The sequence below is a fragment of the Microbulbifer sp. CnH-101-G genome, assembly GCF_052466775.1.
In genome coordinates this window covers 2,728,379-2,751,663 of the sequence record NZ_CP174292.1, presented here as the reverse complement: position 1 = coordinate 2,751,663, position 23,285 = coordinate 2,728,379, and the positions used below count along the sequence as shown (strand labels likewise).

Sequence of the window (23,285 nt, the reverse complement as noted above, 5' to 3'; positions counted from 1 at the left end):
GTTGTGAGCCGTGTGATTCATGTTGCTGTTGGTGTTGTTCGACGCAGCGACGGCAAAATTTTAATTGCCCGACGTCCCGATCATTTGCATATGGGGGGGCGCTGGGAGTTCCCTGGTGGCAAGGTGGAGGCTGGGGAAAGCGTACAGCAGGCTCTCACCCGTGAGTTGCATGAAGAGGTTGCGATTGAAGTGCAACAGCTACAGCCTCTGCTGAAAATTCAGCATGACTATGAAGAAAAAACCGTACTTCTCGATACCTGGCAGGTAACGGCATTTACCGGTGAGGCCCAGGGACTCGAAGGGCAGGAGACTGCCTGGGTGGCGGTACAGGAGCTAAAAAATTATCAGTTCCCAGATGCCAACCAGGCGATTATTGAGGCTATCGAGGCTGCAGAAGTTTAAATCGAGCACGCCTATGTAAAGTCTTGGCAGAGTCTTGTGCATAGGCTGCAATCATAGATCTGGACCTAATGGCGCTGCTTGCTCGGGTCCAGGTCTTCACTCAAAACATCATCGTAGATAGGCTCACCCGGTATCTTGTGCCCCTCACTAGCCCATTCGCCAAGGTCGATTAGCTTACAGCGCTCACTGCAAAAAGGCTTAAAGGGAAATTTATCACTCCACTCGATAGGCTTTTTACAGGTGGGGCAATTTAAAGTCGGGGCTTCTTTTGGTTTGGACATAGTGGGTCTGGGTACAACTTTTTCGATGTAATAGTTAGTTTCTGAGCAGGCTACTTTTTAAGCATAGAGTCGCGCTATGGCTTCGCCAATTGCAAATACTTCTGATGTAAAGCTTCTATTTGGCTGCGCAATTCCACCAAGCCTGCGGTATTGTCCAGCACATCATCGGCCTTGGCCAGGCGTTCCTGCCTGCTGAGTTGTGCCGCCATGATTTTGCGGATCTGTTCCGGGTGATTGACATCCCTGGCGCTGGCCCTCTCCAACTGTAAACTTTCCGGTAAGTCCACTACACAGATTCTATCTACCAACTCATGCTGGCCGGACTCGATGAGTAGTGGTGACTCCAGTATTGCGTAGGTGCTGGTGCTTTGTTCCAGGGAGTTGATAATCTCCTCGCGAATTAGTGGGTGTAGTAGCCCCTCTAACCAGGTCCGCTCCTCAGAATTATCAAATACTAAGGCACGCAACTGCGCCCGGTCCAGCTCACCACTTTCAAGCAAAACATTCGCTCCGAAATGCTGAGCAATCTGCTCTAGCGCAGGCCTACCTGGTTGTACGACCACCCGGGCCGCCCAGTCCGCATCCACCACATGAATACCCAGTTCACGGAAGTATCCTGCGGCAGCCGACTTGCCACTGCCGATACCACCAGTTAAGCCTACTCGGAACAATGGATTGTCTCCCTTGAAAATAACTTGGGTCTAAAAACAAGAAACCCGGCTATTTAGTAGCCGGGTTAATGGTAATTCACTTGCTTTATAAAGGGTAATTGGATTGGAAAATAATCAGATAGCTCTGGCTGACTACAGACCGGAAAAGTTCAGGTACCAACCGACGATCTGCTCACCCCACAGCATGGCAATCCAGCCGGCACCTGCCAAATAAGGGCCAAAGGCAATCGGCAGATTGCGATCCCGTCCAACCGCCAGACTCCAGGCTACACCGGCAATAGCGCCCACAGCTGCAGAGAGCAGAATTACCAAAGGCAGCATCTGCCAACCAAACCAGGCACCGATAGCTGCGAGTATCTTGAAGTCTCCAGCTCCCATCCCCTCTTTACCGGTAACCAGCTTAAAGATATGAAATACTAACCAGAGGGAAAGATAACCGGCAATAGCCCCTGTAACGGCATCTTGCAGCGGGACAAAAATACCCCATAGGTTAATAAACAGCCCACCCCAAAGCAGCGGTAGCGTGATACTGTCTGGTAATAATTGCTTACCGAAGTCGATACCGGTTAGTGCCACCAAAGCCCAGGTAAAGACACAGCCCGCCAGCGCCTGCCAGGTAAAGCCTAGTTGCCAAACCACTATCGCGGTGAGAATGCCAGTAGCCAGTTCAACGAAAGGGTAACGCATGGGAATGGGCGTGCCGCAAGAACCACATTTACCACGCAAAAGTAGATAGCTAATTACAGGAATATTTTGCCAGGGTTTAATCTCGGTTTTGCATTTAGGGCAGTGTGAGTTGGGTAGTACCAGGTTAAAGGGTTTATCCAGCTCTTTCTGTTCCAAAAGGTCTGGTTTTGTATTGAAGTAGCTATAAAAATCCCGCTTGTATTCCCGCTCCATCATTACAGGCAGGCGCAGGATAACCACATTGAGGAAGCTACCTATGACTAGGCCTAAAATAAAAGCGCTGCCTATTAGCAGCGCGGGATATGAAAATAAATATTCTGGCATTATTTTTTATACGACTTGGCCCAGCTGGAAGATGGGTAGGTACATTGCAATCATCAGGCCGCCCACCAGGATGCCGAGTACAGCCATAATCATTGGTTCTAATAAGGTGGTGAGGTTGTCCACCATATTGTCTACAGCTTCTTCGTAATAGTCGGCTGCTTTGCCTAGCATCTCGTCTAGAGCGCCAGATTCCTCACCGATGGCAGTCATCTGAATAAGCATAGTGGGATACAATCCAGAGGATCTTAAAGCACTGTTTAAAGGAATACCTGTAGCTACTGAGTCTCTAATTTTGAGTGTGGCGTCTCTATACAAGCTATTACCTGTTGCGCCGGCAACAGATTTCAATGCATCGATTAAGGGAACACCTGCTGCAAAAGTTGTAGAGAGTGTTCGGGCAAAGCGTGCGGAAATGGAATTGTAAGTAATTGAGCCTAAGATAGGGAGCCTTAATATCAATCGATCAAAGAATTCGGCTACTTTTTTATTTCTCTTTTTGGCTTCGATTGTGCCGCCTACAGTAAGAATTATGCAAATGAGGGCAATCAACCAATTTGCTTGCATCCACTCTGATAACTCCACCACGAGCTGAGTAAAAGCTGGTAGGTCAGCGCCAAAGCTGGAAAAGGTTTCTGCAAACTGTGGTACTACTTTGATCAGTAAGATTGAGGTGACAACCAAAGCCACTATGACTACCGCGATTGGGTAGGTCATGGCTTTCTTGATTTTTGCTTTTAAAGATTCCGTTTTTTCTTTATAGGTTGCAATCCTGTCCAGCATCGTTTCCAGGGCGCCCGATTGTTCACCGGAAGCGACAAGGTTGCAGAAAAGTTCGTCAAAATAGAGTGGGTGCTTGCGCAGGGCATCAGCAAAGGCCGTACCAGAGGCAACGTCATCCCGAACTTTGAAGATAAGTTCTTTAACTCCCTGGTTATCCAAACCATCGGCGACGATCTCGAAACTCTGTACCAAGGGCACACCGGCTTTCATCATGGTGGCCATCTGTCGGGTAAAAAGGGCAATATCAGCAGGTTTGACTTTGCTTTTACCGCCACCAAACAGTGGTTTAGGTTTTTTTTGTACACGGTTGGCAATAATGCCCTGCTTACGCAATTGGGCTTTGACCAGTGCCGGACTGGTGCCATTGATTTCACCCTGAACCTTGGCCCCTTTGCTATCTACCCCTTTATAGATATATGCGACTGCTGCGGCATTGGCCATAAGTGCTTTACCTGCTCTATCTCTGAGGCCAGCGATTGTTGAGTGGCGTATTTCGCTGACTTATAAATTTCGTTAAAATTTTAAACTCAATATCCCCGGTAAGTTGCGGACCGTGGTCTGTGCTGGCGGAATTGAGGGAAAATAAAATCACTAATCCTTCGTTACCCTATTTGCCTCCTCAAGACTGGTGATACCCATAATCACCTTGCGGAGAGCGGATGTTCTTAAGTTGTTGAAGCCCTCCTCACGAGCCTTATCAGCAATCTGAATCGAGTTACCGCCTTCCATTATAATTCTCGAAATGCCATCAGTAATGCGAACCACTTCATACACACCTACGCGGCCCTTGTAGCCTTTGGAGCAGTGCTCACAGCCTACGGGCTGAAAGATCGTCCAGTCGCTCTTAGGAATGGTTACAGACCCAAAGCCCTCTGCCTCTAACACCTCCTCGGGCAAATTGATAGGCTTCTTACACTCATTGCATAGTCGCCTTGCCAGGCGCTGGGCAATAATCACGCTCACCGAAGTGGCGATATTAAAAGTCGGAACTCCCATATTCATCAAGCGGGTGAGAGTCTCGGGAGCCGAGTTGGTATGCAGTGTAGAGAGTACCAAGTGCCCAGTTTGGGCAGCCTTAATGGCGATCTCGGCTGTCTCCAAATCTCGTATTTCCCCTACCATTACGATATCCGGGTCTTGTCGCAGGAAGGAGCGTAACGCCTCGGCAAAGTTGAGTCCCACTTTGGTGGACACGTTGACCTGATTAATTCCCTCCAAGTTGATTTCAACCGGGTCTTCTGCGGTGGAGATATTGCGCTCTGGGGTATTGAGGATATTAAGGCCGGTGTAGAGGGAGACAGTTTTACCTGAACCAGTAGGGCCGGTCACCAGTATCATGCCCTGAGGCTGGGCCAGCGCATCCATATAGATCTTTTTTTGCTCATCTTCATAGCCCAGCGCATCAATCCCCAGTTTGGCGGAAGAGGGGTCTAGAATCCGCAATACAATTTTCTCTCCCCATAGAGTGGGAAGGCTGTTTACGCGGAAGTCTATCGCCTTGGTTTTGGATAGTTTCATCTTGATGCGACCATCCTGGGGAACCCGTCGCTCTGAGATATCCATTTTAGACATGACTTTAAGGCGTGCAGATAGTCGAGCCGCAAGCTGAATAGGGGGGCGGGCTATTTCATGCAGAACACCATCCGTCCTAAACCGAACTCGGTAGGACTTTTCATAGGGCTCAAAATGTATATCCGAGGCTCCGGTGCGGATGGCATCAAGGAGTACCTTGTTGACAAAGCGTACCACCGGGGCTTCATCACCACCGGGTTCATTATCGCTATCTGTTTCTACTTCCCCACCGGCGACTTCCAGAGCATCAAGGGCTTCATCGTCCATACCCTCAAGGCTGGTGCTCATATCGCTACTGTCTGAGAGGTAACTCTCAATTGCTTTAGCAAGTTTGTCAGCTTCAACCAATACCGCATCGGTATTAAGACCGGTATTAAAATTAAACTCGTCTAGCCCTGATAGATTGGTTGGGTCAGCTACTGCTACAAATAAGCGGTTGCCACGTTTATAGAGAGGGAGGGCAAAGTGTTTTTTTATGAGCTTTTCGTCAACGACGTTCTTGGGAATTAGCTCAAAATTATAGCTGCTCAGGTCATACAGCGGCGAGCCAAAAGCTAATGAAGCAATGTCCGCAAGTTCACGGCTTTTAACGAGTTTAGCTTCTATCGCATGTTGGGCAAATGTTTGCCCCTCGCGCTTAGCCGCTTTGCTGGCGCTGCTGGCTGTTTTTTCATCAAGTATTTGGTCAGCCACCAGGCGTTTTGCCAGGCCGCTAAGCTGGAGGTTTTCCATGGGTAGCCCATCTTGTTTGCAGCGCTCTGAACCTATGGAGCCTGCTTGTTAACGCTTTAATCTAAAACAATGCTTGCCAGTTTCGAGAAGGTGGGGGCAAATATAACCAAATGCTTCGCGGCAGCCAAATGAAAAGGCTGCGGTTTAGAATCTCCGCTAGTTGTCCATAAGTGACAACTTTTGTCATTCGTTCTAGGCTTGTGTCAATCATGGGTGGAAGAGTATGTAGAGAATACAGTCTCTTGATCCACCTCTCATTTGACATAGCACGATTCAGAAGGAGCTTGTCAAAATTGGCATAAAGCTTGTATCTTGATTGCCGACATCCTCACGGGATTCATCTATTTAAAAAGTCTGTATGGAGACGGTTACAATGAAAAAGCAACAGGGTTTTACTCTTATTGAATTAATGATCGTGGTAGCGATCGTTGGTATTTTGGCGGCAGTGGCACTGCCTGCTTACCAGGATTACACTATCCGCACCAAGATCTCTGAAGGCCTGACCTTGGCCACTTCTGCAAAAAATGCAGTTACTGAAACTTTTGCAACACGTAACACAGGTGCTATTGCACCTTATGTCGGTACAGGTGCGGCTACAGCGGGCGACTATGGTTATGAATATACCGCTGGTTCTAATGTAGCCTCTATAGCTATTGCGGGAGTTGCTAATGTTACTACACCTGCCGCTAACGAAGGTGCTATTACCATTACTTATGCTGGCCAATTAGCAGCTGCACTGGGTACGACTGTTGTTCTGGTCCCAGGTAGCGGCACTATTGTTCCTGCAACAGGCTTGCCTGCGGCCCCACTCGCCGCAGGTGCTCCGGTAGTTTGGGGTTGTCATGTAAATGCAACTGCTGCAGCTTTCAAATATGTACCGGGCAACTGTCGTTTCTAAGTAGTAGTTCTGATGTAATTGCTATAACCATCTTAGATGGAATTGGCAAGTTAAAACGCTCGGTAACGTAAGTGTCGGGCGTTTTTTATATCTTGTTTTTGGGTTGGTGGTATGCTTGAGCGTTTCAAAGCCTTTTCTCTGCACTTGCTATTGTCATCGCTAGTAGCTCTGGTGTCACTCATACTAGTTTTTTATATCTGGTATCCGGGGCCGTTATCTGTAGCGATGGGGGTTACAGAAATATTTCTCCTGATGCTTGCGGTTGATGTAGTTTTGGGGCCACTTTTGACTTTGATCGTTTACAAAGCCGGTAAGAAAACGCTTAAAATCGATTTGGCTGTTATCGGTGTTTTACAGATAGCGGCATTATTATACGGGCTCAACACCGTTGCTGAGGGGCGCCCTGTCTGGCTAGTGTTTAGTGCTGACCGCTTTGATGCCGTTCGGGAAATGGATTTGGATACGCGTTATCCAGAGAAGGTCGCAAATGAATATAGCCATATATCGTTATGGGGGCCTCGCTGGGTTGCTGTGGAGCGTCCAAAAGACCAACAGCAACTGTCAGACATTACAGTGGAGGCAGTTTTTTCCGGGTTGGACCTTCAGCATCGTCCCTATCTGTATCAGCCTTTAAACAATTCATCGAAACAGATTCAGAAGAAGGCTCACTCTCTGTTTGAGCTGAAAAAATTTAATTCTGCTGAAGAAGTGGAGTTAGCTTTAAAGCAGTGGCCGCAAGCGAATGCTTGGTTGCCACTTTGGGCGAATGTTAAGCCTGTAGTTGTTCTGGTTCATCTGTATGATTCGGGTGAGGTGAGTGTGATCGCGGTTGTCGACCTCAACCCTTGGGCGTGAAAGGTTGGTTTTTCAGAGCACATTAACTGGAAAATGAAAGGGCTTGAGATCCTAGGCGTGCTTTTAATTTATCTATAAGTTTTTGGCTGTCATTTGTTTTATGTAGGTTTCTACTTTCGAAACAATTGCAGTTTAGCATTGCTTGCGGTGCAGAATTAATTCGATGGTAAGACAGGTGTAAAACTTGAATTGGCTTCTCTAGATTAACTTGTTCAAAGTGAAGTTTGATTCTTGTAACTAAATCTCGTACTTCTATATGGGAAGAAGAGATTTCCATGGTGATGTTGGTTGCCCGCCCATCTACCCTTATTAGCTGCCATTGCAGCTCCAGAAAATAGGCCTCCTGCCATTCAAGTTGATCGCAAAGTTCCTGCAGCATGCCAGAACAAGTCAATAGTAGTTGTCTTAACGTATCCAATGGTTTTGAGAAAAATAATCCCTTTTGGAAGCGTAGCTCCGGTAGATCGCAAGGAACTGTCTCCTGCCAGTTACTGTTAAGCTGAGCTAGATAATCAATAAATGCACGGCCAAAGTGTGCTTCAAGATCCGATATAGGCGCTGCCAGTAATTGATTTATCCACTTGAAGTCGTGGGTATCAAGCTTTTCTAAGATTTTGTTATCGCACTCCAGTAGTTTGCAGGGAGTATCATTGATCCACTGTTTCCATTGCTGTGGCGTTGGTGGCGAAGAGGCGTGTTGTAGCCATTGGCGATGCATTGGTAGCTGGCTAAGTAGCAACGCTGTGCCGGGCCTATGGCCAAGCCCCAGATAGTGGCTAATACCAATTTGCGAAAGTTCCTGCCGAAGCTGATCCAGCAGAGCTCTCAGCCCGCGATGATTCTTTAAACAGTGATCCAGCTTAAGGTAAAGCCGTGGGTGGTGGTTATCATGTTCTAGTTCCGCAGCCTTTACAGAAACCATAGGTGTAAAGCTGAGTCCCCATTGGGCCAGTTCTTCTAGCTGCCGTTGCTCTCTTTCTCTATCACGGTGCAATATCTGTAAACCTGGACATAGGTTACGAGCACTGGCATTACTCAAGCCGGGGATGACTCCACACTCGAAGGCGGCTTTATTTGTCTCCACTATGATTTGCTTTTCCACTATCGCCAATGGCTGGCTTCTTTCCTCTGGCGTCTGAGCGCGGGTGAGCGCCTCCAGGTGAAGTTTGGGAAATCGTATACAGAGCCAGAGCATGGAGAGTTCCTTAGATGCCGCTTAGTGCAGGGCTAGGTGATGCTGTTTTGATGTACTGTTCTGCAGGAGATTTAGCTGAAGGTGTTGACCACTAGGGCCACCCACTTGCTTCAGTAGCCTGAGGGCAAGCTGTTCTGGCTTGCTATGCAGCTGTAGTCGTAGCGTGGCAGGCGAGGGCTGGGGGACTTCTGACTGGGGACGGAAGTGGAAGTGCAAACAGCTGCTAGCTTCGGCGGATCGCTGCAGGCGTTGTAGCTCTCTATAACTTATTGCCTGCTCGCCCTGCCAGCTCAAAACTGCGCTGCAGCCGCCGGATTGCAGGGATTGCTCTATGGCCCAGAGGCAGTCTCTCTTGTCACGGGGGTGGACTATTAAAAGGTGCCTCAGCTGGACACCATACTTGGTAAGCTCTGTGGCACAAGGGGTAAATGGGGGTTTGATTAGAATCACCATCTTCCCCTCTTGCGTCAGCTCAGCCAGTAGGGGTAGCAAGAGGCTCAGTTCATTGGCGCTTGACTGGCCGACAAGTAATTCAGTAGTAGCCCCGCGCGGCCAGCCGTGGTCTTTGAGTAGGGCGTCCAGGCTAGCAAAACCGGTGGCTGCGCCTGGGCTCTCGGGTTCATTGGCTGCCTGCGAGACTTCCCTGCCTCTAAAGTGTCGCAGTCGGATTGAGGGGCTGGTTTGGCAGTCCAAGTGATTGTTTTGTAAAGAATTTTTAGCTCTATTCACATTGCCACCCCGCATTCTTGTTTCAGTCTTCTATCGGATCTAGCTAGGCAACTGTATGTACATACAGTTGCCTGTTAATTTATACAGTAGTTGCTATCTGTCGACAAGGTCGAAAGGCGTCGATTGGCACTTTTTTGCACAGCACAAACCCGCTATGATTCCGCCTCTTTTATCGAGTACCTATCTCGAGCATCTATCTATTGTTTTCAGGGGGACGGAGTGAGTATCAAGTCCGATAAGTGGATTCGCCGCATGGCAGAGCAGCACGGCATGATTGAGCCTTTTGAGCCGGGCCAGGTGCGCCATGGCAATGATGGCGAGAGACTCATCTCCTACGGTACGTCTAGTTACGGTTACGATGTGCGCTGTGCCGGTGAGTTTAAGATCTTCACCAATGTGCACTCGGCCACGGTGGACCCCAAGACCTTCGATGAGAACAGCTTTGTCGATGTGGAAGGGGAGTACTGTATTATCCCGCCGAACTCCTTCGCCCTGGCGCGCACTGTGGAGTATTTCCGTATCCCGCGTTCGGTGCTGACCATCTGCCTGGGTAAGTCCACCTATGCACGTTGCGGCATTATCGTCAATGTAACGCCGCTGGAGCCGGAGTGGGAAGGGCATGTGACCCTTGAGTTTTCAAACACTACCAATCTGCCGGCGAAGATCTACGCCAATGAAGGTATTGCGCAGATGCTGTTCTTTGAGTCCGATGAAGTTTGCGATGTGTCCTACGCAGATCGCGGTGGTAAGTACCAAGGACAGCGTGGCGTGACCCTTCCTCGTACCTGATATCAGGGTGATTGCGCAGCCCTAACATATGAGTGATGTATCCAATAGCCAGCTGCCCGAATGTGTTGATGTATTGATCATCGGCGCCGGGGCGGCGGGTTTGATGTGCGCGGCCACAGCCGGCCAGCGCGGCCGCAGCGTGCTGGTACTGGATCATGCCAATAAGGTTGGCAAGAAGATCCTGATGTCCGGTGGTGGCCGCTGCAACTTTACCAACCTCTATACCAGTGCGGAAAATTTCTACAGCCGCAATCCCCACTTTTGTAAGTCTGCCCTGGCGCGTTATAGCCAATGGGATTTCATTGCATTGGTGGGAAAGCATGGGGTCCCCTACCACGAGAAAACCCTGGGCCAGTTGTTTTGCGATAACAAGTCCAAGGATATTCTCGATCTGTTACTGGCGGAATGCCGGGCAGCTAAAGCTCAGATCCGTACCCGCTGTGCCATCTCCGCAATAGAGTCAGGACAGGGCGGTTATCGGGTGGAAACCAGTCTGGGGGCGGTGCACTGTGAATCTTTGGTGGTAGCTACGGGTGGGCTGTCGATTCCCACCATGGGAGCCACAGGTTTTGGCTACGAAATCGCTCGTCAGTTTGGACTCAATATCATTCCCACCCGTGCGGCCCTGGTGCCCTTTACCCAGCATAAGCGCCAGTTGGAACGGCAAGATAGTTTGCCCGGTAGTGCCCTGGCCGTAACGGCATCCTGTGGTGAGGGCAGTTTTCACGAACAGATGCTGTTTACGCATCGAGGCTTGAGTGGGCCCTCGGTTTTACAAATATCCAGCCACTGGCGCGAGGGCGAAAAAGTAACTTTTGATCTGGCCCCGGATCGTGATTTGGCGGATTGGCTGCAACAGCGCCGTCGCGAGAGCCCGGAGATTCACTTGCACAGTGTATTGGCCGAGCTTTGGACTAAGAAGCTGGTGCAGTTTTTCTTACAGCGGCGGCACATCGACAGTCGGCCCCTCAAGCAGTTTACTGAAGTAGAGTTGCAGGAACTCGGCGGCAAGTTGCAGGCCTGGACACTGGTTCCTGCTGGCACCGAAGGCTATCGCACTGCGGAAGTGACTCTCGGTGGTGTAGATACAGATCAGGTTTCTTCACGCACTATGGAGTGCAAAACTCAACCGGGACTGTATTTTGTCGGCGAAGTACTCGATGTGACCGGCTGGTTGGGGGGCTTTAATTTCCAGTGGGCTTGGGCTTCTGGGCACGCGGCGGGGGAGGTCGCCTGATATGTGCCGGTACAATAAAGTTTGAACACTGTAGAAAAAGTTTGAACACTGTAGAAAAAGTTTGAACACTGAATAATAAAGTTTGAACACTGAATAATAAAGTTTGAACACTAATTATAAAGTTTGAATATTGCCACATCTGCGAGTGTACTCAGCGGGAGAGGTAGTCGTGCAGCCTATACAGCTGGAATAAATGAGGATGAATATAACAATATATCCTTCGTTACTAGTTCAAAATCGATAACAAACCAAATCTTATATATAGATATTAAGTGCAAACTGTTGACTTGAATGCCACCTTTTAAGGCCTTCCGTATTTTAAGCCAAGCTCAGAAGTTGTGTAAGGCTTTATATGGCTCACAAAATACTCATTAAATGAGTCATAAAGCCTATTTCTATGACTCACAAAATACCCATTAAATGAGTCATAGAGCCTATTTCTATGACTCATAGTAGATTTACTTTGGGTGAAAATTTTATGAGATATTTTCTTTTTATAAGAAATTATCAAGACAATCCTTAAATCATATAACATAAAAAAATCAGATTTATAATAGGTAGAAACACTCTACGGTTTAGGCATAGCGGTCCTACGAATTTGTAAGATCTGCTAAATTTCATAATGTTTGAATAAGGATGAACACAACCACTTAAATATGACCTCAGTATGTATACTATAGATATCGGATTAATAAATCTTACAGACCTAAGATGTTAATGCTTTAGTCATAAATCAGATTGGGGTGAAAAGTTTTGGCGCGACACAGAAGGTTAGAGAGGCTAACTGATTTTCAGAGAGCTCTGAAAAACAAGTATGGGCTGGGAGCTGGAGAAGAATACAAACCCTGGCTGAGAGTTCAGGATGTTAAATCTAAGGGAAATAGTGGAAAAATTCAGGGTATTAAAGTTAATAGAGAGCATCATACCCTCTCAGAAAACGAAAGCTGTCTCTTCTATCTGGTTGAAAACTGTGATTCAGTAATCGATATAAGGGAACAGTTTCCCCTTCTCCCCTTAGACTTTTCTATCAAGATTGCAAAGAATCTAGATATAAATCATCCAAAAGTGCCTGGTTCTGGATCATACAATGTCATGACTACAGACTTTGTTTTGACTTGCACAGATAAAAACGACTTTTGGTATGAGGCTATCTCTGTTAAATCAGCCCAAGAACTATCAATAAAGCGTACAGCTGAAAAATTAGAAATTGAACGTATTTGGTGGGAGCTTCTGGGGGTAAATTTCCATATATATACTATGAATGAAATATCGGTTATTCAATCTAAAAATATTCAGTGGTTTACCTCTGTATATAGACAAGGACGTAGATTTAAGGAAAATATAGAAAAGCAAGCCATAGAGACATTACATGTTGGGATCAATTTAATCGAAGATATATGCAATGGATTTTGTAAAAATTTAGATGTTGAGAACGATGAAGCTTTAGTACTTTTGAAGCATTTAATCGCCATTAAGAAAGTTGAGGTAGACTTAAGTAAACCGATAGTAGAGTCTGGAGTTATAGATATAACAAATATTCTTTCATCAATCGGTAGGTAAAAATGCGAGTTGAACGTAACAGTGTTTGGAGTGTAACTGATATTGATGGGGTTGATAGTGGTGTGTATCGTGTTCTTGAACTTTTTTATGATATAAATATTCTGGTTCTTTTTAATCTTGAAGAATCTGGAGGTTTAAGAAGGCCTATTAAGATTGATAGCTCCAGATTTTTGTGTGCGATTAAAGGAGGAGCTGTGAAAAGAAACTTTAGTCCTCTTCCCTACTATCAGCTAGCTGATGAGGGGTTGATACCTGAAGCTCATATTAAAAAACGTGATAGAAATATTGAGCTGATAAGTGAGCTAATAGAAAATCCAGATTTTCTCCTTGAGATTTCTACTGAAGAAAGAAGCAAAGTTCTGGTAAATCAGGCGAAAAGTAAAGGGGTAAGGGCTCAGAGAATATATAGGTTATTAAATCAATATTGGAGGGGTGGGCAAGAAAGAAATGCCCTCCTGCCTGCTTACAAGAATTCTGGAGGAGCTGGAAGAGTTAGGGTTTCAGGGTGTCTTAAACGTGGAGCTCCAGTAAGAATGCTTACACCGAGCATGGAAATACATCAAGGGGTTAACACTACGGAAAATGATAAGAATAATTTTATTTTCGCGATGAAGAAGTATGGCTTGAAAGGGCGTCGAGTTCCATTTAGTCAAGTTTATGAAAAAATGTTGAAGGAGCTATACTCACAAGAACTAATACTGGCAGAGAGTGAATCTAGGTCGCCGAATGTTCCATCATATCGTACTTTCATATATTGGATTAAAAAATTAATTCCAAAAAATGAAATAATCCGAAAGCAAACTACAGCGGGTGACTTTGAAAGAAACAAGCGTGGATTAAGAGGAGCTGCGACAGATCATACCGAAGTTCCTGGAAGTTGCTTTGAATTGGATTCAACGGTACTGGATGTTCATATTGTCTCTGAATTTAGGCGCTCTCATGTTCTAGGTAGGCCTACTGTTTATTGTGTAGTAGATAAAGAAAGCAGGATGATTGTTGGGCTTCACGTTTCTATGGAATATGCTTCTTGGCGTGCAGGTCGTCAAGCTCTTGTCAATAGCTTTACGGATAAGAAAAATTATTGCTCTAGGTTCGGTATCGAAATCGAAGATCATGAATGGCCTTGCCATCATATCCCCCAGCGTTTGCTTTGCGATCGAGGGGAGTTTATATGTAAGAGCGCTGAAAAATTAGCCGTTCCATTAATCGGTCACCTGAGTATAGCTCCACCTTATCGCGCCGATCTTAAAGGCATTGTGGAACGAAGATTCGAAATATTGAATAAAAATCTAGTCCATGAATTATTAGGGACAACTAGAGGACATCATTATATTCGAGGTGATCGTGATCCACGTCTCGATGCAACATATACACTAGATGAAGTAACAAAATTACTTATTGATGAAGTTATGGAGCATAATAATTCTCTATTTGACGGCTTAGCTGCACAATCCGTCTTGTTAGTGCAAAATGGATTGGCCCCTACACCGCTTAATTATTGGAATATCCATCTAAAAAAGCATCGACATGCTTTAAGTAGATCAGAGGAGTCCGAAGTAAGGGCTAAACTTCTACCTGCGGTAGAAGTATCTATGACGAGTAAAGGTATCCGCTTAAATGAGGATATGTACTATGAATGTGACCGTGAAGAATTTCAAGAATGGAAAGTGCTTGCCCGGTCTACCAAGTGCTGGAAAATGGAAGCTCGTATCGATCAAGATAACTCTTCATTCATATATGTTCGCCTTAAGGAGCGCGAAGGGTTCACTAAATGCAACTTGATGAAGTTTTCTGCAAGCCTTAGTGATAAGCATCAAGCTGATATATTGTATTTTAAAGATTGGAAAAAGAAAGAAAAAAGTAAAAATAAACCAGGTAAAAAGTCTATAGAAAGACATAATAGACGTAAATTAGTTAGCCAAGTAGCAAAAAGTGAAACAAAAAAAGATATACAAGATAAGAGTAAGACTGAGCGAATAAAGGGAATGAGAACACGAAGAAAAGAGGCGGTTCTTGATAGACGAATTGAACACGGTGAATCCATTAGAGAAGAGAAATCAGAACTATATCCCGATGATCAGAACTTAGAGTCAAAAAGGAAAAATGAAGCTGTCTCATTAATAAAAAGGAAGAGGCGGAACCAGTGAGGGGTGTAAATGATGCAGAGTATAACATTGCAATACTCCCGGAGCATCGGGGGAACCCCTTGATCGAAGCATTACCAAAAAAATTGAAAGATGAGGATTTGGTAGAAAAATTAAGTAGCTATCCTCCATTTTCTGAAAGCGAGAGGAAATTGAGTGCTTTCGAGCGTATTGAATACCTTACAAGAATCGATGAGTTAAGGCAGCCTCTTCCAGTATATCTAGAATGCTTTAGAGCAATTGAAATTGCGATTAAGAAAGGTTATTCAAGCAAGAATCCCCTGTCGCCGACAACCATGAACTATTTACACTACCCTGTAGACCAACGATCTAAAGTTGCTCCTAGAACAGGTTATTTCAAATCTAACGGGAGTGGTATAACTTTACTTGGGGAAAGCGGTGTCGGAAAAAGTTGTATGCTAGAGCAGATTTTAAATTGTTTTCCAGAAGTTATTGAGCATCGTAAATACCAAGGTGAGCCTTTATATATTAAGCAAGTAGTATGGGCTAAAGTAGATTGCCCAGAAAATTCAAGTATCAGAGCCCTTTGTCTTAAGATTTTATTGGAAATTGATAGAAAGCTTGGAGGAGAAGAGACTAAGCCAGAAAAAATGAGTGATCTACTTGTTAAGCAAATTGAAGCTAAAATAAAGTCTAGCTTTTTAGGTGTCATAATAATAGATGAAATGCAGCATTTAAATTTGGCAAAAGCTGGAGGCGAAGATAAATTTCTGGGGTTTCTTCATAATCTTATGAATGAATTGGGAGTTCCCATTCTTCTGTGTGCAAACCCTCCCTTTGACAAGTTATTAGGGAAAACTCTAAAGACAGCAAGGCGTGCAGAAAGTCAAGCTTCTTTTACTATGGACTTGATGAAGAATGATGAGGAGTGGAGCATGTTTGTTGAAGAACTTTGGGTGTTGCAATGGACAAAGGAAAAAACTCCTTTAACTAAATCTCTTAGTGACAAATTATATGATCTATCTATTGGTAATATGGATCTGGCTGTAAGAATTTATAGGGAATCTCAGCGTTTAGTAATTGGTTCAGATAACGAGTCTATAACGGAATATGTCCTGGAGTATGCAGCAAAGAAAGCTATAAATTTCTCCAAAAAATCTGTAGATGAAGCAAGGATAAATAGGCTTGAAAAATTTCGGCGTATCAGAAGGGAAAAGAGTAATAATAGGTCTAAGGTCGAAACTAGTGAAATTTCATTTAAATCTATAGATACTTCGACATCAGAAGTTATGATTATCCCTGGAGATTTAAATCGCCCCCAGCACCATGAGTTTCATCAGAAGCTATCTTACTTACAATCTATTGGTGACTTAAATGAACTTATTAAAGATCCAGACTTGATAAGGCGAGCATCTATTGCAGAGAATCCTGAAGCTGAGTTAAAAAAAATGGGAGTTTTATTTAAAAATCCGATCAAGCATCTATCCTCAAAGTAAGTTTCACCCCATATGTGGCAATATGCTCCTGCCCAAAGCTTTTCCTGATGAACTTTTCTTTAGTCGAATTATTCGCTTTGCTACTATTTCTGGATTAAAGGGTAAAGAGTTTAATAAAATATATCTTGCTGAGGAGAGGGCCTCCATACACCCCTTTTTGACATCGAATCTAAAAAAACTTTCAGCCCTGACAGATGATGAACCGTACGAAATTTTATTTGGTCAGACATTGGCTCCAATATATATATTTTATTTGCCTAAGCACTCAAATAACATAATAAAATTTATGTTGAGTAATGATAGCGCGAGATCAATAAGGGAAAGTCAGCTCCCATCATTTGGTGCAGGTTCTTCGCTATGCTTGAAATGGTGTCAAGAGTGCGCCTGTAGCGATATAAATCAATATGGAGTTGCTTATTGGCATAGATCGCATCAAATCCCTGGAGTCTCTTCTTGTGGTATACATCCAGTTCTCTTAGAGAGAATTGACTTACATAATCGTCAACGAATTAGCCTTGGGATGTTACCATCAGTAACCTGCCGTGCTAAAGAAGCATCTAGTGTTGAATATAAAGTAGGTAAGTTTGGATATGATCTTTTAAGAAAGATCAAATGGCCTATTCCGTTAATAGATATTTCTTCAAGATATCGCTATAAATTGCAAAGTATGGGCCTGGTAACGAATAGTGGCCGTATTAGGCGTCTAAAATTAATGCAAAATTTTTATGTATTTTCACAAAACTATCGACCATTTCATAATAGCTCGCTCCCCAAATCGTCTGAAGATTTCAGATATATTTCTCAACTTTTAGTCCCAGGAGAAAACCATAATCCCTTCCAGCATATTTTTTTCTCAAGCTGGCTTTTTTCTACCTTCCAGCAATTATTAGAGGATCATAATAGTGTAGAGTTTGAGTTTAAGACCCGTAAAAAGGAATTTGCCAAGAGGACGAAAAGGAGGGAGAGGAAATGTGTTGAGCTTCTACGAAGCAGGTCGCTTAACGAAACTTCTAAAATTACAGGAAGAAGTAGAACTTATCTGAAAAGACTTGCAGCGCTCCACAATATCCCCTTGAATCTTAAGCCGCGAAAAATATCTAAGGCCTGTATAGATGAAATTATTCGCCTAGGGTATACAAGGATGAACCGGCATCGAATAGCTACAATCTGCAAAATTGGTGTAGGATCAGTAGAGCAAATTATCTCAACTCACCCTGAACTAGTAACTTATCGTAAACGATGCCATATGGAGTCAATGCGACGTCGCTATAGACTAAAAATTCTTAAATATTACAAATTACACCCTAAAGCAATTCGTAAAGATATTAAGTTTCACTGTAATAAAGCCTTTTATTGGTTGTATTTATATGATCGTGAGTGGCTAGAGGTTGCTCTACCTAAACCTCTAAAGGCTAAAGGGAGGTATCCTAAAAAATAGAGGAAATATTTATTCATTGAGAGGTGCAGGGAGGCCTAAGGGATGTTTATAACCATACTTCTTGCGGAACTCATACCTTTGTATATTTAGCCAAGTAATGGTGCACCTTTTTGTAAAATCAATATAGTTATTGCTGTTAATTTCCATTCTTGAATGATCGCTTTCACGAGAACTAGCTATAACGCCTGAAATTGAACAGTCAGTGAAAGAATCTATATTCCATCGGGCACAAGATGCGCAGGTTTCTTTTTTATCTTTAAGTACAGGGAACTCCATTCCCCATTGTCTAACTTTTATAATTTCAAGATCTTCTTTTTCAAAGTTTTTAATGTTTTTGTGGTTTGATTTTAATTCTTTGCTGTACACATCATAAAAGCTTAATAGACAATACCTCTTTAATCTTGCTCTTAAGAGGTTTAGGTCGCCCGTGGGCTCTGCTGGTCTCCTATCAGAAAACCTTTCAATGTAATCTTTCTGATAGGATAAAGTCTGAACAAAATATTTTATGTAGCTTAATTTTGCACAGGGAGAAAAATAAAGTTTCCACTTCTTTATGGGGTCCAGATAATATTTATTACTGTCTACTTCTGAAGTTAAGTGTTTTATTGAGTTGGATACTTTCTCCCAGTTAGCCGATAAAACACTTAAAATCACGGTTTTAATTTTGTTTTTTACTGAAGGGGTTCTTTTGATTTGCCATAACGGAGAGTTATGCTTTTCGCAATATGATATATATAACCACTTGCTTTCGAAAAACGCATGACCCTGATTTGCAAGTTTTTCTTCAATACACTTTTTACAAAACTTAATAGGTATTCGTTTTCCAGTAAATTGCCCATGAGAGTATTTAAGAATTTGTGGGAAGCCTTTAAAATGTGTAAATCTATTTCTGCTAAAAGTGTCCTCTGTTCCGATAGAGTAAGTAGAGTCAAAAATGTCAATCAGTACTTTCTCGGGATAAAAAGTGAAATATTTTTTGGCTGTATCCGGAATTGAAGGGTACTCTCTCCATCCACCCCCGCCAGCTATTAAGCTATTTATATTCCGAAACCCAGCTTTTATAAAAACTCTTAATATAAAGGAGTGGATGGATTCACCCGGCTGTTGCAGTGCTCTAAACATAGTTATACCATATTGTAAATATAGAAATATTGTGTGGATTGTAGTTTCTCTATCTAGCTTGCTGATAAGTTTTTTCTGAGAGCTATAGAGCTTAATAAATATACACACATATATTTTGAAATGCCTATTGTTTTTTATGAATGCCTACTGATATACCAAAAAATCTAATATTTAATAATTAAAAGTACTTAAAGGACATGTTATTGTTTCCATATAGTATATCCCTTGAAAAATTTCCAATACTCTATTGAGTCACGTCAATTGATGTCGGGCTCATTCTCAATATTTCACTCTGTTAATATGTATATTATAATTTTGTATGCTAATGATTTTTTCATTTTTAAAAAATACTATAGGGTTTAGCATGGTTTTTCAGAATTGCTTCAATGGTATTAAGCGCCTGCTAATTGTAGATCTTGAGGCAACTTGTTGGAATGATCGCCCACTATCTGTTGGGGTAATGGAGGTCATTGAATTCGGACTTGTACTGACTACTTTGGATGGTGAAATCTTAGCTAGTCATAGTCAATTTGTTAGACCAGTGATTAATCCGAAACTTAGTAAGTTTTGCAGTGAACTTACAGGTATCAAAAATAGCATGGTGGCTAGTGCGCCTGATTTTAGAGAAAGCACGAGTCTCCTTAACTTATGGTTATCTCATTATGAGTATCAAGCCTGGGCTAGCTGGGGGGAATACGATTGGAAGCAGATCAAAGTAGAGCTGACACGGCACGGTTGCGCGCCAGATTTTTTTGCTAAACCGCATATCAACCTGAAAGCAGTATGGCAAGAAAAGACAGGTAAGAAGCGTCGTTCAGGACTTGGATCTGCTCTACAGTCTCTCGGTATTGTCTTTGAAGGTCAGCAGCATCGCGGTGTGGATGATGCACGTAATATTTCGAGAATACTTCCTTACTTGACTATTTAAAAAATGTATCGTTGGTTTGATTCGAATAGGTGATGTACTTATTATAAATATAATTTTGATTGTATGAGAGGCTTAACCTCTGCCTTTCATGTCATAGAAATTTGTGTCATCTATTCATAGATGGCTATTGTATTTTATGACTCTTAATCTTTTATTGCGGGAAGATCAAGAGTACTCGATTTAATACTATATAGATACTCCACTTTGATTGGTTGTTAATATGAAAGTTAAATTAGTTTATATGATTATGTAACCCTGGGTTTGTTTAAAAAGATTGTTTTATATTTTATGGGACTCATTATAGATATCGTATCTAAAGGAAATGATACCCACCATACCTCCTATAGTGGCAGTTAAGTTACATATTTAGATCTCAGACTGGAGCTAGAGTTGGTATTGGTATACTTTATCAGCTTAATTCTAAGGTATTACATTTGCCTAAGCCCTTTGCTCGAATCCGTTTAACATTGATATTTATTAAATGACGGATCACGAAGCGAAATAGTAATTTCTTAATGCCAGTTAAATTACTTCCATAGAGCAGATAAAAATCATCAGGTTGCGTATAAACTCCGAAATCGTCTGCGATACCTTCTTTCTGTATAAATGTATCTTTATCCTCCCAGTCAATGGGTGGGTTTTGTAGGCATTTTGTGGCAATACCATAGCCTTTAAACTCAGAGCATTGATTACGAAACCCTTCTTGGACTTTGTTCAGGTATGGGCGGTCGATAATATATCCTTCAAGGTTGATCCACCTATCATTTGAATATACTTCAACCCAGCTGTGGATAATTCGTTCAGGTACGATATAGAATAGATAACTAGGTATAGCACCTTTCTGAAGATCTTTAAAAATAGTAAATCCATGAATGCGTGTAGGAATGCCAACAGCGCGAAGCAAAGCCATTAGCAATGTTCCTTTAGTGTTACATTGTCCGTACCCGTCTTTCAGTACCCTGCTAGCTGGAATACGATCATCACTATTGTAACCAAATAAAATATCATCACGAACAAACTTATAGATGGCACCAATGGCGTCATACTGAGATAGCTTACGCCATTTCTTATTTTCAATTAACATCTGAATGGTTTTATTCTCAAAGTCAAGCATAGGGGTTTCTGATAAGTATTCACGAGTAAGTGTCTTCATTCATTTGTTCTCCAAGGTAAGTTATAATGTGGGCATATTTAAACTCTGCCCTCTCGTATAATTGAATAAACTTCCTAAGACTTCACGAAAGCTCTCTTATCAAAATCATTCCTATATGAATGTCGCATAGACTTTTATTTGGGTCGCTTATTCAAAGTTAACCCCCCACTTTCAGGCAAGGTTAACGGTAGCTAAAAGAAATCGAATTTATCCAATGACTTTAACATTAGTATTATGGTCTCGCATCCTGATTAATTGAAGAATATAGCCCTTCTAAAGCTCTACCTTACCAACCAAAATTCCGTAGACTATGGGGCTGATAGACCCCTTACTAGTGTAAGTGTCACTATCTGAAAGTTGAGCCTTCTAGAGGCTGACTCCTCACTTGGATAGAAGGTGTGACCAAATAGACACTTTAGGATTAATGATAACTTTAAGGCAGTGAGCTTAGTTGAGGCATTTGGATTTACTTGCTAAAATCGCAGTCAGTAGATTCTGGTCTCCCTGTAACCTTTATGAATGTAGTTCGACTATCATTTTTGTTGATTGTACTTATGGTCTTTCAGACCGCAGGTGCATTCTATGATAGCCATGAAGAAGTTCAGAAGGTAACGAATCACCTGTCTCTACATCATGATGAAGATCTGCTCGGAAATTTACCGTTTCAACCGGACAGTTCCTTTTCTGATTTAAGTTTACAGGCCCCCTCCAGTGGGGATGAGACTGACCAATCTTCACTTCTTCTGGATTTATGTAATCACTGCTGTCATTGCCATGGAAGTACGTGTACCGTTCTGGTAGGTCAATCACTACACTCTACTCTGAACGGAATCGTGAATTATCGAGAATTCGGCAATACACGTGTTCCCAGTGGTTATTTTACGCCTCTACTCCGCCCGCCTATAACCCAAGTCTGATTTCTCCAATACCGCGCGAGTAAGGAGAGCTACTAGGCCCCCTTGCGCGAATAAAAACTGACTTGGGAGATACCCATGGATTTTTACTGCACGCTCACTGAGAGTGTGATTCGTCGTCGTGCCATATTCCAGTTGATGGTGGCGATAATGTATTTAGCTGCGCAATCAGTATCCGCGCAGGAGGGGGATTTACTGACATTACCGGATGCGATTGAGCTGACGCTCGCACAGAATCCGGAGCTTGCGGTATTCCCATTACAGAGAAGAGGTCTAGATGGTGCTGAAGAGACTGCAGCACTTCGGCCTGCGTTAAGCCTAGGAGGTGAGGCTCAATACAAGAACTTTGGTGATGGTGGCTCCAATAATGCGCCAGATCCCGAGGATGATGCCGACAATGAGCTTGAATTGACGGTAACTTTATCGTCCGTAATTGAGCTAGGGGATAAACGTAGAGCTCGAATAGATGTAGTCAATGCCCAGCGTAATTTACTGATCGCGGATGAGCAAGCTAAGGCGCTAGATCTTCTGGCAGAAGTTATCCGTCGCTATGCTCAGGTTCTTGCTGCCCAGGAATTAGTCGTATTGGCTGGAGAGAAGGTATTACTCGCACGTGAAACGCTAAGCGCTGTTAGCGCCAGAGTCAGCGCTGCTGCTAGCCCGGTTTCTGAACGCCTACGAGCGGAGTCCGCCCTGGAAAAAGCAAACCTCGCTAAGCAGACGGATGAGAGTATGCTAGTGTACTACAGGCATGCCTTATCGGCTTTGTGGGGACAGCCGAGTATAGATTATCGAGTAGACTCCAGTGAGCTCTATCGTTTTGAGCCCGGAGCTAGTTTTGACGAACTTTATGCGCGTGCACAGGAAAACCCAGCTATAGCGCGCTTTGCTTCCGAAGACCGTCTCAGAGCCTCACAGCTTCGCCTCACCCAGTCCAACTCTAAGCCTGATGTCGGGTGGTTTGCAGGTCTTCTCGTGAATCGGGCTGTTGACGAAACTACTGCTTTAGCTGGTTTCGAAGTTCCACTCTTTACTGCAAAACGCAATCGTGGTGCCGAGCTAACAGCAATGACTGAGTTGGATGAGGTTATGCTCCGTCGCGAGGCGGCATTACTAAAACTTTATCCTCAGCTATTTCTTGCCGTTACCAGTCGCGAACTGGCCTTGGCTACTGTCTCCAGTTTGCAGGATTCTGTAATCCCTAAGCTTCGCGAGGCATTGGCTGAAGTAGATCGTGCCTATCGTCGTGGCCGGAGTTCTTATCTTGACTTAATTGTTGCTCGGGAAGAGTTACTTGATGCTGAACGTGCACGAATCGAAGCAGCGCGGTCTGTACTTCTTTTCGGCGCTGAGATTGAGCAGCTTACAGCAGGGCCTTTAGGTTCCGAGAGTGTAGGAAACGGAAAATAATTTTGGA

General features: G+C 43.6%; 20 protein-coding genes. 11 read left to right on the top strand and 9 right to left on the bottom strand.

All coding sequences use genetic code 11. The annotated features are described in order from the left end of the window. Positions 1-3 precede the first annotated feature (3 nt). On the top strand, positions 4-402 hold the full coding sequence (gene mutT / locus ACJJID_RS12115; RefSeq protein WP_444919709.1) for an 8-oxo-dGTP diphosphatase MutT: 399 nt from the start codon (positions 4-6) through the stop codon (positions 400-402). A 65-nt stretch (positions 403-467) separates the two neighbouring features. On the opposite strand, the gene yacG is transcribed toward mutT, so the two are convergent. The 5 genes from yacG to pilB form a co-directional block, all read right to left on the bottom strand. Then, complete coding sequence (gene yacG / locus ACJJID_RS12110) at positions 468-683, bottom strand: DNA gyrase inhibitor YacG (protein WP_226645527.1); 216 nt, start codon at positions 681-683, stop codon at positions 468-470. 74 nt (positions 684-757) lie between these two features. Next, entirely contained in the window at positions 758-1,354 is a 597-nt protein-coding gene (gene coaE / locus ACJJID_RS12105) for a dephospho-CoA kinase (protein ID WP_444919708.1), read from the bottom strand. 132 nt (positions 1,355-1,486) lie between these two features. Then, positions 1,487-2,365, bottom strand: a complete 879-nt coding sequence (locus ACJJID_RS12100) for a prepilin peptidase (protein WP_444919707.1) — start codon at positions 2,363-2,365, stop codon at positions 1,487-1,489. A 6-nt stretch (positions 2,366-2,371) separates the two neighbouring features. Further along, complete coding sequence (locus ACJJID_RS12095) at positions 2,372-3,586, bottom strand: type II secretion system F family protein (RefSeq protein WP_444919706.1); 1,215 nt, start codon at positions 3,584-3,586, stop codon at positions 2,372-2,374. Between the two features lie 150 nt (positions 3,587-3,736). Next, a complete protein-coding gene (gene pilB, locus ACJJID_RS12090) occupies positions 3,737-5,449 on the bottom strand; it encodes a type IV-A pilus assembly ATPase PilB (protein ID WP_444919705.1) in 1,713 nt (570 codons plus the stop codon). A 373-nt stretch (positions 5,450-5,822) separates the two neighbouring features. On the opposite strand from pilB, the gene ACJJID_RS12085 reads away from it, so the two are divergent. Together ACJJID_RS12085 and tfpZ are read left to right on the top strand one after the other, a co-directional pair. Then, on the top strand, positions 5,823-6,347 hold the full coding sequence (locus ACJJID_RS12085; RefSeq protein ID WP_444919704.1) for a pilin: 525 nt from the start codon (positions 5,823-5,825) through the stop codon (positions 6,345-6,347). Positions 6,348-6,458: 111 nt separating this feature from the next. After that, positions 6,459-7,202 (top strand): TfpX/TfpZ family type IV pilin accessory protein, encoded by a 744-nt coding sequence (tfpZ, locus tag ACJJID_RS12080; protein ID WP_444919703.1) that lies wholly within the window; start codon positions 6,459-6,461, stop codon positions 7,200-7,202. 22 nt (positions 7,203-7,224) lie between these two features. On the opposite strand, the gene ACJJID_RS12075 is transcribed toward tfpZ, so the two are convergent. Continuing rightward, positions 7,225-8,397: a Y-family DNA polymerase gene (locus ACJJID_RS12075; protein ID WP_444919702.1), complete on the bottom strand. Its 1,173-nt coding sequence runs from the start codon at positions 8,395-8,397 to the stop codon at positions 7,225-7,227. A gap of 21 nt (positions 8,398-8,418) precedes the next feature. After that, the gene (gene imuA / locus ACJJID_RS12070) at positions 8,419-9,126 is read right to left on the bottom strand and encodes a translesion DNA synthesis-associated protein ImuA (protein ID WP_444919701.1); all 708 of its coding nucleotides are present in this window, start codon (positions 9,124-9,126) and stop codon (positions 8,419-8,421) included. Positions 9,127-9,345: 219 nt separating this feature from the next. Between imuA and dcd the strand changes: the two genes are divergently transcribed. The 6 genes from dcd to ACJJID_RS12040 all read left to right on the top strand — a co-directional run bounded on the left by dcd (position 9,346) and on the right by ACJJID_RS12040 (position 17,751). Beyond that, on the top strand, positions 9,346-9,915 hold the full coding sequence (gene dcd, locus ACJJID_RS12065) for a dCTP deaminase (protein WP_152454498.1): 570 nt from the start codon (positions 9,346-9,348) through the stop codon (positions 9,913-9,915). A gap of 28 nt (positions 9,916-9,943) precedes the next feature. Beyond that, positions 9,944-11,152, top strand: a complete 1,209-nt coding sequence (locus tag ACJJID_RS12060) for an NAD(P)/FAD-dependent oxidoreductase (protein ID WP_444919700.1) — start codon at positions 9,944-9,946, stop codon at positions 11,150-11,152. A gap of 753 nt (positions 11,153-11,905) precedes the next feature. After that, entirely contained in the window at positions 11,906-12,712 is an 807-nt protein-coding gene (locus ACJJID_RS12055; RefSeq protein ID WP_444919699.1) for a TnsA endonuclease N-terminal domain-containing protein, read from the top strand. Positions 12,713-12,714: 2 nt separating this feature from the next. Beyond that, a complete protein-coding gene (locus tag ACJJID_RS12050; protein WP_444919698.1) occupies positions 12,715-14,859 on the top strand; it encodes a hypothetical protein in 2,145 nt (714 codons plus the stop codon). Positions 14,860-14,918: 59 nt separating this feature from the next. Then, positions 14,919-16,313 carry an ATP-binding protein gene (locus ACJJID_RS12045; protein ID WP_444919697.1) on the top strand — a complete coding sequence of 465 codons (1,395 nt, stop codon included), beginning with the start codon at positions 14,919-14,921 and terminating at the stop codon, positions 16,311-16,313. A 22-nt stretch (positions 16,314-16,335) separates the two neighbouring features. Continuing rightward, complete coding sequence (locus ACJJID_RS12040) at positions 16,336-17,751, top strand: TnsD family Tn7-like transposition protein (protein ID WP_444919696.1); 1,416 nt, start codon at positions 16,336-16,338, stop codon at positions 17,749-17,751. A gap of 9 nt (positions 17,752-17,760) precedes the next feature. Here ACJJID_RS12040 and ACJJID_RS12035 read toward each other — a convergent pair whose 3' ends face one another. After that, complete coding sequence (locus ACJJID_RS12035) at positions 17,761-18,873, bottom strand: hypothetical protein (RefSeq protein ID WP_444919695.1); 1,113 nt, start codon at positions 18,871-18,873, stop codon at positions 17,761-17,763. A gap of 325 nt (positions 18,874-19,198) precedes the next feature. Between ACJJID_RS12035 and ACJJID_RS12030 the strand changes: the two genes are divergently transcribed. Continuing rightward, positions 19,199-19,801, top strand: coding sequence for an exonuclease domain-containing protein (locus ACJJID_RS12030; RefSeq protein WP_444919694.1), 603 nt, complete (start codon positions 19,199-19,201; stop codon positions 19,799-19,801). A gap of 409 nt (positions 19,802-20,210) precedes the next feature. Here ACJJID_RS12030 and ACJJID_RS12025 read toward each other — a convergent pair whose 3' ends face one another. Further along, entirely contained in the window at positions 20,211-20,954 is a 744-nt protein-coding gene (locus ACJJID_RS12025) for a transglutaminase-like domain-containing protein (protein ID WP_152454492.1), read from the bottom strand. A gap of 992 nt (positions 20,955-21,946) precedes the next feature. Between ACJJID_RS12025 and ACJJID_RS12020 the strand changes: the two genes are divergently transcribed. Continuing rightward, positions 21,947-23,278: a TolC family protein gene (locus tag ACJJID_RS12020; RefSeq protein ID WP_444919693.1), complete on the top strand. Its 1,332-nt coding sequence runs from the start codon at positions 21,947-21,949 to the stop codon at positions 23,276-23,278. Positions 23,279-23,285: the final 7 nt, after the last annotated feature.

Bases quoted from the DNA above. Each gene is read 5' to 3' on its own strand.
- ACJJID_RS12035 (WP_444919695.1), bottom strand. From the start codon at position 18,873: ATGTTTAGAGCACTGCAACAGCCGGGTGAATCCATCCACTCCTTTATA.
- ACJJID_RS12050 (WP_444919698.1), top strand. From the start codon at position 12,715: ATGCGAGTTGAACGTAACAGTGTTTGGAGTGTAACTGATATTGATGGG.
- ACJJID_RS12075 (WP_444919702.1), bottom strand. From the start codon at position 8,397: ATGCTCTGGCTCTGTATACGATTTCCCAAACTTCACCTGGAGGCGCTC.
- ACJJID_RS12025 (WP_152454492.1), bottom strand. From the start codon at position 20,954: ATGAAGACACTTACTCGTGAATACTTATCAGAAACCCCTATGCTTGAC.
- ACJJID_RS12040 (WP_444919696.1), top strand. From the start codon at position 16,336: ATGCTCCTGCCCAAAGCTTTTCCTGATGAACTTTTCTTTAGTCGAATT.
- ACJJID_RS12020 (WP_444919693.1), top strand. From the start codon at position 21,947: ATGGATTTTTACTGCACGCTCACTGAGAGTGTGATTCGTCGTCGTGCC.
- pilB (WP_444919705.1), bottom strand. From the start codon at position 5,449: ATGGAAAACCTCCAGCTTAGCGGCCTGGCAAAACGCCTGGTGGCTGAC.
- ACJJID_RS12085 (WP_444919704.1), top strand. From the start codon at position 5,823: ATGAAAAAGCAACAGGGTTTTACTCTTATTGAATTAATGATCGTGGTA.
- ACJJID_RS12100 (WP_444919707.1), bottom strand. From the start codon at position 2,365: ATGCCAGAATATTTATTTTCATATCCCGCGCTGCTAATAGGCAGCGCT.
- ACJJID_RS12095 (WP_444919706.1), bottom strand. From the start codon at position 3,586: ATGGCCAATGCCGCAGCAGTCGCATATATCTATAAAGGGGTAGATAGC.
- ACJJID_RS12030 (WP_444919694.1), top strand. From the start codon at position 19,199: ATGATTTTTTCATTTTTAAAAAATACTATAGGGTTTAGCATGGTTTTT.
- tfpZ (WP_444919703.1), top strand. From the start codon at position 6,459: ATGCTTGAGCGTTTCAAAGCCTTTTCTCTGCACTTGCTATTGTCATCG.
- ACJJID_RS12060 (WP_444919700.1), top strand. From the start codon at position 9,944: ATGAGTGATGTATCCAATAGCCAGCTGCCCGAATGTGTTGATGTATTG.
- yacG (WP_226645527.1), bottom strand. From the start codon at position 683: ATGTCCAAACCAAAAGAAGCCCCGACTTTAAATTGCCCCACCTGTAAA.